Annotated in this window: 11 protein-coding genes; 9 read left to right on the top strand and 2 right to left on the bottom strand. The window is 62.9% G+C overall.

Annotated elements, in window-relative coordinates; all coding sequences use genetic code 11:
• Window position 1 precedes the first annotated feature (1 nt).
• Window positions 2-4,552: a DUF4073 domain-containing protein gene (locus H7B90_RS14040; RefSeq protein WP_185136513.1), complete on the top strand. Its 4,551-nt coding sequence runs from the start codon at window positions 2-4 to the stop codon at window positions 4,550-4,552.
• A 177-nt stretch (window positions 4,553-4,729) separates the two neighbouring features.
• Here H7B90_RS14040 and H7B90_RS14035 read toward each other — a convergent pair whose 3' ends face one another.
• Window positions 4,730-5,323: a transposase gene (locus H7B90_RS14035; RefSeq protein WP_185136512.1), complete on the bottom strand. Its 594-nt coding sequence runs from the start codon at window positions 5,321-5,323 to the stop codon at window positions 4,730-4,732.
• 279 nt (window positions 5,324-5,602) lie between these two features.
• Between H7B90_RS14035 and H7B90_RS14030 the strand changes: the two genes are divergently transcribed.
• From H7B90_RS14030 to ssuD, 8 genes are all read left to right on the top strand, one after another.
• Complete coding sequence (locus H7B90_RS14030) at window positions 5,603-6,358, top strand: ABC transporter ATP-binding protein (RefSeq protein WP_185136511.1); 756 nt, start codon at window positions 5,603-5,605, stop codon at window positions 6,356-6,358.
• 20 nt (window positions 6,359-6,378) lie between these two features.
• Window positions 6,379-7,179, top strand: a complete 801-nt coding sequence (locus H7B90_RS14025; RefSeq protein WP_185136510.1) for an ABC transporter permease — start codon at window positions 6,379-6,381, stop codon at window positions 7,177-7,179.
• A 49-nt stretch (window positions 7,180-7,228) separates the two neighbouring features.
• Complete coding sequence (locus H7B90_RS14020; RefSeq protein WP_185136509.1) at window positions 7,229-8,320, top strand: ABC transporter substrate-binding protein; 1,092 nt, start codon at window positions 7,229-7,231, stop codon at window positions 8,318-8,320.
• A 46-nt stretch (window positions 8,321-8,366) separates the two neighbouring features.
• Window positions 8,367-9,491 carry an acyl-CoA dehydrogenase family protein gene (locus H7B90_RS14015; RefSeq protein WP_185136508.1) on the top strand — a complete coding sequence of 375 codons (1,125 nt, stop codon included), beginning with the start codon at window positions 8,367-8,369 and terminating at the stop codon, window positions 9,489-9,491.
• A 6-nt stretch (window positions 9,492-9,497) separates the two neighbouring features.
• A complete protein-coding gene (locus H7B90_RS14010) occupies window positions 9,498-10,862 on the top strand; it encodes an LLM class flavin-dependent oxidoreductase (protein ID WP_185136507.1) in 1,365 nt (454 codons plus the stop codon).
• A gap of 19 nt (window positions 10,863-10,881) precedes the next feature.
• Window positions 10,882-12,267, top strand: a complete 1,386-nt coding sequence (locus H7B90_RS14005) for an LLM class flavin-dependent oxidoreductase (RefSeq protein ID WP_185136506.1) — start codon at window positions 10,882-10,884, stop codon at window positions 12,265-12,267.
• Between the two features lie 6 nt (window positions 12,268-12,273).
• On the top strand, window positions 12,274-13,716 hold the full coding sequence (locus tag H7B90_RS14000; protein WP_185136505.1) for a 4-hydroxyphenylacetate 3-hydroxylase family protein: 1,443 nt from the start codon (window positions 12,274-12,276) through the stop codon (window positions 13,714-13,716).
• A gap of 135 nt (window positions 13,717-13,851) precedes the next feature.
• Complete coding sequence (gene ssuD, locus H7B90_RS13995) at window positions 13,852-14,991, top strand: FMNH2-dependent alkanesulfonate monooxygenase (protein ID WP_185136504.1); 1,140 nt, start codon at window positions 13,852-13,854, stop codon at window positions 14,989-14,991.
• 95 nt (window positions 14,992-15,086) lie between these two features.
• On the opposite strand, the gene H7B90_RS13990 is transcribed toward ssuD, so the two are convergent.
• A complete protein-coding gene (locus H7B90_RS13990) occupies window positions 15,087-16,088 on the bottom strand; it encodes a MetQ/NlpA family ABC transporter substrate-binding protein (RefSeq protein ID WP_260411031.1) in 1,002 nt (333 codons plus the stop codon).
• Window positions 16,089-16,122 lie beyond the last annotated feature (34 nt).

Here is a 16,122-nt window from a genome sequence, read left to right as displayed (position 1 = left end):
GGTGATTACGCTAACAGGACTCAAGCGCTTCTTCGGTTTGTTCATGGCGAGTATTCTGCTGCTGCCTTTCATCGCTCCTTCCGCACGGGCGGCCGCCGACGACGGCCGGCTCGTCGTCGATCCGACCGCCTATTCCGGGATCCCGGGTTTTCGCGATATGCAGCCGACGCGGGACGGCGGTTACGTCGCGGTCGGGGGAGGCCGAATGACGAAGCTGAACGCGGCCGGCGAGAAGGTCTGGGCGGCGGACGCGCTGCCTGCAGAGACGGAACTAGCGAGCCTCCGGTTCGTTCGCGAGACGTCCGACGGAGGATTTCTCTTCGCGGGAAGCCAGAACTTGTCTCCGGCATGGGTCGTCGGCAAGCTGGATAAGAACGGGAACCAAGTTTGGCGTAATTCGAACCTGATCTATCAGGGAGAAGCGACGGCGATTTTCGAGAATTCGGGGAGTTATCTTGTCATCGGTTCCAATTCCTCTAATGGACTCCAGAATCGGGATATCGCGATCGTTCGAGTGGATACCAACGGCAATACAATGGCTGGTACAAACTTCCAGCAGCCGGGAGTTCAGTACGTTCGCGACGTCTTGCCGCTTGACGGAGGCGGTTACCTTCTCGTCGGAGATAGCGGAAGCTCGACCGAAGAAGGCTTCGTCGCCAAGCTGGACGAGAACGGCATACTCATCGGCGAACTTCGGACCTACGGCGTTGCCGGTTCGGCGTTCCTTAGAATCGATCGGCTTGTCGGGCACGGAGGATACTTCATAATGGGGGCCGTATACAATTCCGCTCAGAACGCGCTCCTGCTCAAGATCGACGACAACCTTGAGAAGGAGTGGGTTCAGACTTATTCGGGTCCGACCTCTTTGTCATTCCGGACGGCACCCACGCTAGATGGAGGCTTCATTGTGGCGGGGGGCAACAATGTCGACCAAGGCTTGTTGGTGAAAGTAAACGGTACCGGCGTCCGGCAGTGGGACAAATGGCTGGACGGCGGCGGCAATCTGGGATACGTCCGCCAGGCGGACGACGGCAGCTATCTGGCCGCAGGCGGGTACAGCCAAGGCATGCTGTTCCGGGTCAAAGTCGGGGCGCCGTCCGTATCGGCCGACGACGTCCATAACAAGATCGTCGGATTGAATGAGAAGATGGAGTATAAAAAAGAAGGAGAGCCCTCCTACACTCCTTATGACGGCGCTGCGGAACCGACGTTCGACGGGGACGCGAACGTGCTCGTGCGCTATAAGCGCGACGACGCGGCCGGTTATGCGGCGGGGGATCCGATCGCGGTCGTCTTCCGCGCGAATCCGACCGCCGACGAAGCGGCTTCTCTGACCGATATCACGGTAGCGTACGGGACGAAGTTGGCGGATGTTCCGCTCCCGTCGCAAGTGGCGGTCAAGCTGAGCAACGGGGATCATGGCACGGCTGGCGTAACCTGGAACGAGGGCACCCCGGCGTACGACGGCAATGCGGCTGGAACGTATACGTTCACCGGAACATTGACGCCACCTGAAGGCACGACGAACCCGGACGGTCTGAAGGCGACGGTACGGGTCATCGTGCAAGAGAAGCCCGTCGTCCCAGTAACAGTAACGGAAGTGGAGTCGCTGTCTGACCTGACGGTAGCGTACGGGACGAAGTTGGCCGACGTTCTGCTCCCTTCGCAGGTAACGGTCAAACTGAGCAGCGGGGATAGTAGCACGGCCAGCGTAACCTGGAACGAGGGCGCTCCGGCGTACGACGGCAATGCGGCTGGAACGTATACGTTCACCGGAACATTGACGCCACCTGAAGGCACGACGAACCCGGACGGTCTGAAGGCGACGGTACGGGTCATCGTGCAAGAGAAGCCCGTCGTACCGGTGACGGTAACGGAAGTGGAGTCACCTTCTGACCTGGCGGTAGCATACGGGACGAAGTTGGCCGATGTTCCGCTCCCGTCGCAAGTGGCGGTCAAGCTGAGCAACGGGGATCATGGCACGGCTGGCGTAACCTGGAACGAGGGCGATCCGGTTTATGACGGCAATGCGGCTGGAACGTATACGTTCACCGGAACATTGACGCCACCTGAAGGTACGACGAACCCGGACGGTCTGAAGGCGACGGTGCGGGTCATCGTGCAAGAGAAGCCTCTCGTACCGGTGACGGTAACGGAAGTGGAGTCACTTTCTGACCTGACGGTAGCGTACGGGACGAAGTTGGCCGACGTTCTGCTCCCTTCGCAGGTAACGGTCAAACTGAGCAGCGGGGATAGTAGCACGGCCAGCGTAACCTGGAACGAGGGCGTTCCAGCGTACGACGGAGATGCTGCCGGCACGTATACATTCACCGGAACATTGACGCCGCCAGAAGGCGTAACGAATCCGGACGGTCTGAAGGCGACGGTACGGGTCATCGTGCAAGAGAAGCCCGTCGTCCCAGTAACGGTAACCGAAGTGGCGTCGCTGTCTGAACTGACGGTAGCGTACGGGACGAAGTTGGCCGACGTTCTGCTCCCTTCGCAGGTAACGGTCAAACTGAGCAGCGGGGATAGTAGCACGGCCAGCGTAACCTGGAACGAGGGCGCCCCGGCGTACAACGGCGATACGGCCGGCGCCTATACGTTCATAGGCACCCTGACACCGCCGGAAGGCGTAACGAATCCGGGCGGCCTGAAGGCGACGGTACGGGTCATCGTACAAGAGAAGCCAATCGTACCGGTGACGGTAACGGAAGTGGAGTCGCTGTCTGACCAGACGGTAGCGTACGGGACGAAGTTATCTGATGTTCCTTTGCCTTCGCAAGTAACGGTCAAACTGAGCAACGGGGATCATGGCACGGCTGGCGTAACCTGGAACGAGGGCGTTCCAGCGTACGACGGAGATGCTGCCGGCACGTATACATTCACCGGAACATTGACGCCGCCAGAAGGCGTAACGAATCCGGGCGGCTTGAAGGCGACGGTACGGGTGATCGTGCAAGAGAAGCCCGTCGTCCCAGTAACGGTAACCGAAGTGGAGTCGCTGTCTGAATTGACGGTAGCATACGGGACGAAGTTGGCCGATGTTCCTCTCCCTTCGCAGGTGACGGTCAAACTGAGCAACGGGGATCATGGCACGGCCAGCGTAACCTGGAACGAGGGCGCCCCGGCGTACGTCGGCAATGCGGCTGGAACGTATACGTTCACCGGCACACTGACGCCTCCGGAAGGCGCGACGAATCCGGGAGGCCTGAAGGCGACGGTACGGGTCATCGTGCAGGAGAAGACCGCGGAGCCGGATCCCGATCCGATTCCGTTAACGGTGGCAAGCGTACCGTCGCTCAGCGACATCAAAGTGCCTTATGGAACGAAGCTGAGCTCGATCCCCTTGCCCGCGCAGACGGAGGCGCTCCTGAGCAGCGGGGATAAGGCAACGGTTATGTTAACATGGAACGATGGGGAACCGGTTTATAACGGTCGCAAGGCTGGAACGTACGTTTTCGCCGGCACGCTGGCATTGCCGGATGGCATCTCCAATCCGGCGGGCGTTCAAGCCGCGGTCCGGGTCATCGTCGCCAAGCCGACCGTCTCGGATTCGACGTCCGCGACCCCGGTTCAGGTCAGCGAACGAACGACATCTTGCGGCGCGGGAGCTTGCTCGGCCAGCTTCGGCGACGAAGTCGAGATCTACGTTCCCGAAGGGGTATTCGACGGCTCCTACCAATTGACGATCCGGAAGCTGGGAGCCGGCTCGGTTCAGGTTCCGGGAGAGCTTCGTCTCCTCAGTCCGGTATTCGAACTGCTCGCCAGCGTCGCGGGCGACTTCAAGCAACCGGTGACGCTCCGCTTCAAGTTCAATCCGGACGAGATCGGGGACGCTCGCAGGCCGGCTCTCTTCTATTACGACGAGAAGGACGCGCGTTGGGTCGAAGTCGAAGGTCGGGCGGAGAACGCTATGTTCGTCGCCAAGGTCGGACATTTCACGAAGTTCGCCGTCTTCTCCGCGGAGAAGAAGGAGGCGCCCGAGAAACCAGAGAAACCCGAGAAGCCCATCTTTGAGGATACCCGGAATCACTGGGCGGAGTCGTCCATCCGGGAAGCCGCGGCCAAAGGCATCGTCCAAGGCTATTCCGACGGGCGGTTCGAGCCGGACGCGCCGATCACCCGGGCCGAGTTCACGGTCATGCTGGCCCGGGCGCTCGGACTGGCGGCACCCGCCGATAACGAGCCGGCCTTCGCCGACGCATCGGCCATAGGCGCCTGGGCACGAGGCCCGATCGCCGCCGCCGCGCAAGCCGGGCTCGCGACCGGCTTCGCCGACGGCACCTTCCGTCCCGGCGAGAAGATCAACCGCGCGGAGATGGCGGCCATGATCGCCCGCACGCAGAAGTTCCGCTCCGTCGATGCGGCTTCCGAGCCGTTCGCGGACGAAGAGACGCTGCCCGCCTGGGTTCGGGAAGCGGCGGCGGCCGTCCGGGAGGCCGGAATCGTGACCGGCGCGGACGGCAACCGGTTCGCTCCGAACGAGCGGGCGTCGAGAGCGGAAGCGGCCGCGATGCTGCTCCGAATGCTGGACGCGATCGCGAAATAACGAAGAAGACGGTTCCCTTGCCTAGTCGGCGAAGGAACCGTCTCTACTTTTTTGGAGCCTCTGAACGCATCAACTTTTTTATAACGGGACAGCTTGATAATAGATTTCCTTTATCCGATGGCAAAGGATCTCGCCGCGCAATCCGGCCGAATTGAACACCGTTCCGCCGAAAATAAGTTAATGATACCCGCCGAACACGTCCATCCAACCGTTCTGGATCTTGAGCCTGGGGAGGTCGATCTCGGCGATCTGCCGCATCTGCTCCACGTTCAGGCCGACGGGGAGGAAGGCCGGCTTGACGTCGTCCAGACGGCCGATTCTGCCGCTGCGTCTCGCGGAGATTCCGCCGGAGGACTTGCGGCGGAGCTGGTAGTACAGCGTGGAGCGGCTTAATCCGAGCAGCTCGGTCTGCGTCCGGATCGGAAGAGCCGGCTCTTCGAGCTGCACGAGTCCGCTCCGGTTCTCCTTCGGCAGGTTCATGGCGGCGACGCGTTTGAGCCATTCCAGCTGACGGTTCAGCTGCTCGATCTCTTCCTGCATGTCGCCGATCCTCTCTTCGTAGGCGCTTCTCAGCTTCTCGGCTTGCTTGTCGTCCTTCTCGAAGAGCCGGTGCAGGTTCGCTACGGCTTGATTCTTCCAGCGATGGAGCTGGATCGGGTGGATGTCGAACTCTTCCGCGAGCTCGGCGATGGTCCGGTTCTCCTCGAGAAGCTTGGCGATGATGCGAGCTTTCTGCTTCGGCGTGAATCTTCTTCTGCGGGCTTCGGCCATACTTCCATCGTTCCTTTGCTTGTCCAAAATAGGGTTTCGGGAAAGCGTCGAAAGGCTGTCGTTCGCTTCTATTCTATCAATTTATCAACTCCAATACCAACTTGACAAGTAGGAATTGTATCATTAAGATTCAAGGTAATCCGTCCGAGGCGACAAGCCCGGATAGGCAGGATACTGACCAGACCAACTGGAAGTGCCGCCCAAAATCGTTCCCGTTCGCGGAGCCTTTTTGGCGGCTTTTCTTTTTCCCGGCAACGAACATCAAGAGGGGGGGAACGCATGCAGCCGATTCTGCGTCTTCAGGACGTGTCGAAAGTCTATCCCAACGGAACCGCGGCCGTGCAAGAGGCGAACCTGGAGGTCGGAGAGGGGGAATTGATCTCGTTCGTCGGCCCGTCCGGCTGCGGCAAATCGACGATCTTCCGGATGGCGGCGGGGTTGTCCGCTCCGACCGCCGGCAAGATCGAGGTTCTCGGTACTACGCCGGAGGAGGCCCGCAGGTCTAACGGAATCTCGTTCGTTTTCCAAGAAGCGACTCTTATGCCCTGGAGCTCCGTCCGGGACAACGTCGCGCTGCCGCTTAAGCTTCGACAGGCGCCCCGCAAGGTGCAGGACGAGGAAGCGGAGCGCGCGCTCGAGCTCGTCGGGCTCCAGGATTACGCGAAGGCGCTGCCCCGGCAGCTGTCCGGCGGCATGAGAATGCGGGTGTCGATCGCCCGGGCGCTGATCGCGAATCCGAGAATCCTGCTCATGGACGAGCCGTTCGGCGCCTTGGACGAGATCACGAGACAGACCCTTCAGGAGGAGCTGCTGTCGATCTGGCGGAGGAACCCGGGAATGACGGTGCTGTTCGTGACCCATAACGCCTTCGAGGCGGTCTATCTGTCGAACCGGATTCTCGTCATGACGCCGAGGCCGGGGCGAATCTCGCGCGAGATCGCGGTCGACGTCCCGTATCCTCGCGGCGACCGGTTCCGGACCGGTCCGGAATTCGGCCGCTTCGTCGGTCTCGTGAACGAATCCCTGAAGCACTAGGAAGGAGGCATCGGGCCGATATGAACCCGGTCTTCAGCAACCTGCTCAGCCGAATAGGACCTCCGTTGATCGCCTTCGTCCTCTTCGTCGGAGCCTGGCAGGCCGTCGTGGCGATCGCGGAGCTGCCGACCTACCTGCTGCCCAAGCCGTCCGACATCGTCGCGGCCGCGGCGGACAACTGGACGCATCTGCTCGGATCGGTGTCGACGACTCTGATCGAGACGATTCTGGGCTTCCTGCTCTCCGTGATCGGAGGCGTGCTCGGGGCGATCCTGCTGGCCAGCTCGAAGATCGTCGAGCGAAGCATCTACCCGTACGCGATCGTGCTGCAGACGATTCCGATCGTGGCGGTCGCTCCCATCATCGTGATCTGGTTCGGCGCCGGTATCCGCTCGATCGTGACGATCGCTTTTCTCATCGGATTCTGCCCTATGTTATCGAATACGCTGATCGGCCTGAACTCGACGGACAAGAACTTGAACAACCTGTTCACCCTCTACAACGCCACCAAGTGGCAGACGATGTGGAGGCTGCGAATTCCGGCGGCGCTCCCCTATATCGTGGGCGGGCTCAAAATCTCCTGCTCCCTGTGCGTCATCGGGGCGATCGTCGGCGAATACGTGGCGGGAGTCGGCGGCGGCCAAGGCGGTCTCGGGTACGCGATCACGTATGCGGCCATGCGCATCCAGACCCCGTACCTGTTCGCTTGCGGCCTCATGGCCTCCATTCTCGGAATCGCGTTCTACCAGATCGTGAACGGGCTGTCGCGCAAGTGGCTCGGCTCCTGGCACGAATCCGAGATGCGGGGCGACCACGACTGACGGTTCGAAGTCATCATTTTAACTCGTTCAAGAGAGGACGGATTCATCTATGAAAATAAAAAAGTTGAACCTGGCCGTCGCGGCCTCCCTGTTCGTACTGCTGCTGGCGGGCTGCGGCAGCAGCGGCAACGGCAACGGCAACGGCGGCGGCGCTTCGCCGGGCGCGGACAACTCCGCTTCCCCGCCGGCTTCCGCCGCCGAACCCGCAAGCGCGTCCCCTTCCGCTTCCGCCGAGACGTCCTCCGAAGCTTCCAAAGAGCTGCGCAAGGTGACGGTTCAATTGGGCTGGTTCGCGGAGCCCGAATACGGCGGCGACTACGCCGCTCTAGTCAAGGGCTACTTCGCCGAAGAGGGCCTGGACGTGGAGATCAAGTCCGGCGGGCCCAAGGTGAACGGCCGCCAGATCGTGGCCGCGGGCAAGGCCGACTTCGGCTTCGCCAAAGCGGACACGGTGCTCCAGAACCGCGAGGAGGGCCTGCCGATCGTGGCCGTCGCGGGCGTGCTGCAGAGCTCGCCGCAGGCGCTGATTTACCACAAGGGACAGGACATCAAGACGTTCGAGGATCTGAACGGCCGAACGGCCTTCTTCGTACCGGGGGTACCCGCATACGAATACGTGAAGAAGAAATATAACCTGAAGCTCAAGGAGCAGGTGACCGACGGCACGCTCGTCCGGTTCCTCGAAGACGAGACCTCCCTTCTTCACGGCTTCGCCACGTCCGAGCCGATCACGCTGAAGGAGCAGGGCGTCGAAGCGGAAGCCCTCCTGTTCTCCGAATCCGGCTACGACCCGTACGAGATCACGATCATCACGTCGGAATCGTTCCTGAAGGACCATCCGGAAGTCGTGAAGGCGTATCTGCGCGCGGTCAAGAAAGGCTGGGCCTACTACTTCGACCATGCCGAGGAGATCAACGAGCGAATCCATCAAGACAACAAGGACCTGCCGGTCGCGGCCATGAACGAGCAAGCCAAAGCCTACAAGCCGTACGTCTACGGAGGCGACGCCGAGAAGGAGGGCTGGGGCGTCATGAAGGAAGAGCGCTGGACGGAGAACGAGAAGCAGCTGCTGGAAGCCGGGCTGCTGAAGAAGGACGTCGACGTGAACGAGGCGTTCACGACCGAGTACCTGCCGAAGTAGAGCCGCCGGGGAAAAGCAAAAGACGATCATACGGAGGAATCGAGCGATGAGTACAATGGCATACCCTGCGAAGGATCGGCCGTGGGTCGAGAAGGCGGAAGAGCTGGCGGCAGGATTCGCGCCCGCCGCCGCGCAGACCGACCAAGAAGCGGCGCTGCCGAAGGATAATCTCCGGCGGCTGTTCGATGCGGGATTGGACGCGGCCATTCTGCCGGAGGAACAAGGAGGAGCGGGTCTCTCGTTCCGGGCGTTCGGACGAATCGTCTTCGAGATCGCCCGGGGCTGCCCGGCGACGGCTTGCATCTGGCTCATGAACACGGGGGCAGCCGAGACGCTGATCGCGCTCTCCTCGCCCGAGACGTCCGCGCGCTACGTGCGCGAGTTCCGTCAAGGCAAGCGCTTCGCGAACGCGCTGAGCGAGCCGACCTCGGGCAACCTGTTCCTGAACCCGGTTCAGGAAGCGGAGCGGCTGCCGGGCGGAGATTGGAAGCTGGAAGGCGCGAAGCGGTTCGTGTCCGGGGCCGAGCTGGCGGACTACTTCCTTATTAACGTCAGCATCGACGGCGCCCCGGCGTTCTTCGGCGTCGAGCGGGACGACACGCTCGAGATTCACGACATCTGGGACGCTCTCGGCATGAGGGGCACGAGAAGCCAGCTCATCGGCTTCCGCGGCGCCCGGCTGAAGCGGGAGAACCGGCTTGGCCCCCCTCCCGAAGGCCGCCAGAACCTGATCGGCCTCGGCCTTCCGTGGCTGTCGCTCGGAATCGCCCAGGCCGCCTACGACGCGCTCAAGGAACACGCGCGGACCAAGACGCTCGGCGCGACCGGCAAGCCGCTGTCCCACGCCCAGTGGATCCAGTTCGAGACGGCGGCCGTGCACGCCCGCCTGACGGCGGCGAAGCTGCTCGCCGAGCATACGCTGGCGCTCGCGGACGAAGGCTCCGCCGAGACGAACATTCTCGCTCTGGAGGCGAAGATTCTCGCCAACCAGATCGCCAAGGACATCGCCGAGCTCGGCATCCGCGTCGGCGGCGGGCTCGCCTACACGAAGGCGCTGCCGTTCGAGAGACACTTCCGCGACGCCCAGGCGGGCGGGCTCATGGCGTACTCGAGCGAGCTGTGCCATCTCTTCGTCGGGCAATACGAGCTGGGCGTTCAGGAGCCAGGGTGACGCGGGATGGGGAAGCAGATCCGGCTGAACGCCTTCGACATCAACGCGGCGATGCACAACGCCCACGGCCTGTGGAAGCATCCGGAGAGCGAACGGCATCGCTACAAGGACCTGAAGTATTGGGTCGAGCTGGCCCGGCTCCTCGAGCGGGGCAAGTTCGATGCCCTCTTCCTCGCCGACGTGTTCGGATTCTACGACGTGTACAAGGGCAGCCGCGACGCGGCGCTGCGGGACGCCATCCAGGTGCCGATCAACGATCCTTCTCTACTTATCCCGACGATGGCCTACGAGACCGAGCATCTCTGCTTCGCGGTAACGGTGCCGACGACGTACGAGCACCCGTACGCCCACGCGCGGCGAATGACGACGCTCGACCATCTGACCGGCGGAAGAATCGGTTGGAACGTCGTCACTTCTTTTCTTCCAAGCGCGGCCCGCAACTTCGGGCTGGAGAAGATGATCGGGCACGACGAGAGGTACGACATCGCCGACGAGTACATGGAAGTCGTCTACAAGCTGTGGGAGGGAAGCTGGGAGGACGGGGCGGTCGTGCGCGACGCCGCCCGCGGCGTCTATACGGATCCGGCCAAAGTTCATGAGATCGACCACCGGGGAAGGCACTGCCGGCTGCCAGGCCCGCATCTGAGCGAGCCGTCGCCGCAGCGGACGCCGGTTCTCTATCAAGCCGGCGCGTCGGCGCGGGGGCGGGCGTTCGCGGCGAAGCACGCGGAATGCGTGTTCATCGACGGCCACTCGTTCGAGAGCATGAAGTTCTACGTGGACGACATCCGCGCCCAGGCGGTCCGGCACGGCCGGCAGCCGGACGACGTTCAAGTATACATGGCGCTGAGCACGGTCGTGGGCCGGACGTCCGCGGAGGCGGAGGAGAAGTTCCGCGAGCTGACCCGGCTCGCCAGCGAGGAAGGGCCGCAGGCGCTCTACGGCGGCTACACGGGAATCGACCTCTCGCGGGGAGCGCCGGACGACGTTCTCGCGTACCGGAACACCGATCACGGCCAGACCGTGATGGCGCGCTTCACGACGATGGCGGAGAAGCCGCTCACCTACGGCGAAGTCGTCGAGAAGGTGAAGAAGATCGGCGGCCGGGCCGTCGTGCTGACCGGTTCGGCCGAGGAGGTGGCGGACCGGATGCAGGAATGGGCGGAGAAGACGGGCATCGACGGCTTCAACCTGGGGCACCTGGTGACGCCGTCGAGCCTGAAGGACTTCGTCGACCTCGTCGTTCCGATTCTTCAGGAGCGAGGCGTCTACAAGACGGAATACGCCCCGGGCACGATGCGCGAGAAGCTGTTCGGAGCGGGACGGAGCCGGCTGCCGGAGCGTCATCCGGGGGCCGGCTATCGCCGATAAGCAAGGAGGGATCAGGAGCATGGCCAAGCAAATTTTACTCAACGCGTTCGACATGAACTGCGCGATGCACAGCGCTCACGGCTTGTGGAAGCATCCCGAGAACGAGCGTTACCGCTACAAGGAGCTGCAATATTGGGTCGACCTCGCGAAGCTTCTGGAGCGGGGCAAGTTCGAGGCGCTGTTCCTGGCCGACGTGCTCGGATTTTACGACATCTACCGCGGGAGCCGGGACGCGGCGCTCCGCGACGGCATCCAGGCGCCGGTCAACGACCCGTCGCTCATCATTCCGACGATGGCTTACGCGACCGAGCACCTAAGCTTCGCGGTCACGGTGCCGACGACGTACGAGCCGCCGTACGCCCACGCGAGGCGGATGTCCACGCTCGACCACCTGACGAACGGTCGGATCGGCTGGAACATCGTCACTTCTTTTCTGCCCAGCGCGGCTCTGAACTTCGGGCTCGACGGCGTCGTGAAGCACGACGACCGCTACGAGGTCGCCGACGAATACATGGAAGTCGTCTACAAGCTGTGGGAAGCGAGCTGGGAGGACGACGCGGTTATCCGCGACGCGGAGCGGGGCATCTACACGGACCCGGCGAAGGTCCGCCCGATCGATCACGTCGGCAAATATTACCGGGTGCCGGGGCCCCATCTCAGCGAGCCGTCGCCGCAGCGGACGCCGGTTCTGTACCAGGCCGGGACGTCGAAGCGGGGGCGCGAGTTCGCGGCGAAGCACGCGGAATGCGTGTTCATCGACGCCCACAATTACGAGAGCATGAGGTTTTACGTCGACGATATCCGGGCGAAGGCAGCCGCTTACGGCCGCAGGCCGGAGGACGTCAAGGTGTTCATGGCGGCGAACGCCATCGTCGGACGCACGAGGGCCGAAGCGGAGGAGAAGCTGCGGGAATACACGGCGCTTCGGAGCTACGACGGGCCGCAAGCGTTGTACGGCGGCTTCAGCGGCATCGACCTGGCCGCCTACGATCGCTCCGATTACCTGGAGTATTACGCTTCCGACGCGGGACAAGCCTCCGTCGCCCGCTATACGACGATGTCGGAGAAGCGGATGAACGTCGGCGAGATCATGGAGGAGAACGCCCGCATCGGCGGCCGCAGTCCGCTTCTGTTCGGATCGGCGGAGGAGGTGGCGGACCAGATGCAGGGCTGGATGGAGAATACCGGCATCGACGGCTTCAACCTGGCGCATCTGATGACGCCGGGCACCTTGAAGGACATGATCGAGCTTGTCGTGCCGATCTTGCAGGAACGGGGCTTGTACAAGACGGAATACGCCAAAGGGACGATGCGCGAGAAGCTGTTCGGGGAACGGAGCCGGCTGCCGGACCGCCACCCGGGGGCGGCCTTCCGCGGAAGCCGGCTTGGCGCGGGGGAGAGGTAGCGGCGAATGGCTTCCAGAGGACAACGATTTATCGATAGCTTGCGGGACGGCCGGAACGTGTGGATCGACGGCGGGCGGGTGGACAATCTGTCCGGGCATCCGGCGTTCTCGGGGACGCTGGACACGATCCGCGGCCTGTTCGATCTGCTGGACGATCCGAAGAGAAGGGAGAACGTCGGGTTCGCGGTGCCGGGCCGCGAGGCGTACGCCCACAGCTCGTTCCTCGTTCCGTATACGCCGGAAGACCTCGCCAAGAGAAGCCGGGCGTTCGACTATTGGGCGCAGGAGACGAACGGGGTCATGAGCCGGCTGTCGGATTACGCCCGTTCGCTCGTCGCGGGCTGGTACGGCGCGCGGAAGCATCTCGGCAAGCTGGATTCCGGACTCGAGGCGAAGGTCTCGGCTTATTACGAGCTGGCGCGGGACAACGACCGGTTCCTCACGACCTCGATTCTCGATCCGCAGATCGACCGCTCCAAGGGGCTGGACGACAAGCGGATCGCGGAGCGGTATTTGCACGTCGTGCGCGAGACCGAGGAAGGGATCGTCGTCAGCGGGGCGAAGATGATCGCCACGGGGGCTCCTTATACGCACGATTTTCTCATCTTCTCGTTCTACCGGCTCGACTCCCGCCACAGCAAGCACGCCCACGCGCTCATCGTCCCGGCCGGCTCGAAGGGGCTTCATATCGTGTGCCGGGAATCGTTCGCGAGCGACCTCGGGGCGGATCATCCGCTCAGCGCCCGGTACGACGAGATGGACGCGGTGCTTCTGTTCGACGAAGTGCTTATCCCCTGGGAGCGGGTCCTCCTGTACGGGGACGCGGACGCGGTCTGGCAGCTGCGTTCCCACCAGAGCTCCAACGCGCTGGCGTTCCACCAGACGGTCGTCCGCTTCGTCGCCAAGCTCGAGTTCGTCGCGGGCGTCGCCTTCGCGATCGCCGACTCGATCGGCGTGAACGGGTTCCTCCACGTTCAGGAGAAGCTCGGGGAGCTGATCACGCAGATCGATACGATGAAGGCGCTGCTGATCGCTTCGGAGGCGCGGGCGAAGGCCGATCCGGCGACGGGAGTGTGGGTTCCGGAACCGTCGTTCATCGACACGGCGAGAAGCCTCGGGACGAAGCTGTACCCGAGGGCGATCGAGATCCTGCAGCAGGTCGGAGGAGGCGGCTTCATCCAGACGCCTTCGAGCGTGGGAGCGTTCGACGGGCCGATCGGCGACTTGCTCCGCCGCTACTTCGAGGGAGTGTCCCTGGACGCGGAGAACAAGGTGCGGCTGTTCAAGCTGGCGTGGGACCTGATCGGCAGCCCGCTCGGCTCCCGCCACGAGCTGTACGAGCGGTTCTACGCGGGCGATCCGGTGCGCGGGCTGGCGAGCCAGTATTTGAACGCGGACAAGTCGCAGTGGACGAACCGGGTGTGGCAGCTGCTGCAGAAGTCGCGCTGAACGAAATAACGCTTTTACATTCGTTAGCCGCTTTCCGGTTCCCTGCGGTTCTCTTCGAGTCCGGAAGATGGGCGAAAAGGCGAAACTAGTAGAAGAAAGAAGCAAGAAGAATAGAAGGAGAGGAGCCGAACGGCCATGGAAGTGTTCTGGTTTATCCCGACGCACGGGGACGGCAAATACTTGGGGACGACGCACGGGGCCCGCGCGGTCGACTTCGATTACATGACGCAGATCGCCAAGGCGGCGGACACGCTCGGCTACGGGGGCGTTCTTCTGCCGACGGGCAAATCGTGCGAGGACCCGTGGATCGCGGCGTCCGCCCTCATCCCCGCCACGAAACACCTGAAGTTCCTCGTCGCGGTCCGGCCCGGCTTGATGTCGCCGACGACGGCCGCGCGCATGGCCTCCTCGTTCGATCGGATCTCCGGGGGCCGGCTGCTGGTCAACGTGGTGACCGGCGGCGACGCGGTGGAATTGGCGGGAGAAGGGCTGCATCTGGACCATGACGCCAGGTACGATCTGACGGACGAATTCCTGACGGTGTGGCGCCGGACCTTGCAAGGCGAACAGGTCGACTTCGAAGGCGATTACGTGCGCGTGACCGGAGGCAAGGTGCTGTATCCTCCCGTGCAGAAGCCGTATCCGCCACTGTTCTTCGGAGGCTCCTCCGACGCCGGGCACCGGGTGGCGGCGAACCATATCGACGTCTATCTGAGCTGGGGCGAGCCTCCGGCGCAGGTCGCCGAGAAGATGGCTACCGTCCGTAAGCTGGCGGCCGAGCAAGGGCGGACGGTGCGGTTCGGCATTCGGCTGCACGTCATCGTCCGGGAGACGGAAGAGAAGGCGTGGGAGGCGGCGAACGATCTCATCCGCTATCTGGACGACGAGACGATCGCCGAAGCGCAGAGCATTCTCGGCCGCTTCGATTCGGTCGGGCAGCGCCGGATGATGGAGCTGCACGGCGGCAGCCGGGACAAGCTCGAGATCGGCCCGAACCTGTGGGCCGGAGTCGGCCTCGTGCGCGGCGGGGCGGGGACGGCGCTCGTCGGCGACCCGCGGACGGTCGCCGATCGGATGCTGGAATACGCCGAGCTCGGCATCGACACCTTCATTTTGTCCGGCTACCCGCACTTGGAGGAAGCGTATCAGTTCGCGGAGTCCGTCTTCCCGCTGCTGCCGCTCAATAGGAGTAAGGAGAAGGAGCAGCGGTCTTACATCAGCCCCTTCGGCGAGATGATCGCGAACAACGAGCTTCCGAGGAGCAAAGCGAAGTAAGCCGGATCGGCGCCGACCGACAAAGGGCTGCCCGTTCGTCATCCAGGATGACGGCGGGCAGCCCTATCGTCCGTACCGTGCGCGATTCTTTTCTATTACTTCTTGGCTGCCTTGATATCCGCGATCAGCTTATCCAGCGTCGCCTGCAGCTGATCGACCGGGATGTCCGTCACGAAGCTGGCGCCGTTCGTATCCTTCTTGACCGTCTCGACGACGTCCGGCTCCTGGTACAGCTTGGCGATGGTCCGGTACGTCTCGTTGTCCTTGTCCTCGGCGCGGACGGCGAAGACGTTAATGTACGGGCGGGTGGACTCGGCTTGCGGGTCGTCGTGGAAAATAGCGTCCTCCAGCTTCAGTCCGGCTTGGCCGGCGATGCCGCCGTTGATGATGGAGGCGGCGACGTCCGGAAGCACGCGCGGCGTCTGCTGGGCGACGACGGGGACGATGTTCAGCTTCCGGGGGTTGTCTACGATATCGTCCGTCGTGCCGTACAGGCCGACGTCGTCCTTCAGCTTCAGCAGCCCCGCCTGCTGGAGCACGAGCAGGCCGCGGCCCTGGTTGGCCGGATCGTTCGGAATGGCGATTTTGGCGCCGTCCGGAATCTCGTCGACGGATTTGTACTTCTTGGAATACAAGCCGAGCGGAGCGACGACCGTGGAACCGATCGGAACGATGTCGAGGTTGTGCTCGACGTTGAATTGGCTCAGGAACGCCAGGTGCTGGAAGGAGTTGATGTCGACCTCCTTGTTCGCCAGCGCCAGGTTCGGCAGCGTGTAATCGGAGAATTCGATGAGCTCGATCTCGATGTTTCGCTCCTTCGCCTTCTTCTTCAGGAGCGGCCACGTCTCGCCGTCGGAGCCGGTGACGCCGATCTTGACCTTGACCGGTTCCTTGGGTTCGTCCGACGGGGAAGGGCTGGGCGACTCGGAAGCGGGAGCCGAAGCGGAGGCGGATGCAGAGACGGATTCGGATGCGGCCTTGGACGGGCTCGGACTGGCGGCCGCTCCTCCTTCTGAATTATCGTTGCGGGCTCCGCAAGCGGCGAGAACGCCGAACGCGAGGATCAGGGCGATACCGGGCATCCATTTCTTTTTCAACTCTACGCATCTCCTTTGGGTTTGGTCTATATGA

Source organism: Cohnella xylanilytica (assembly GCF_014212175.1).
Taxonomy (GTDB): domain Bacteria; phylum Bacillota; class Bacilli; order Paenibacillales; family Paenibacillaceae; genus Cohnella; species Cohnella xylanilytica.
Note: the sequence above shows the minus strand (reverse complement) of the source record. Positions and strands in the feature narration are given on the sequence as shown.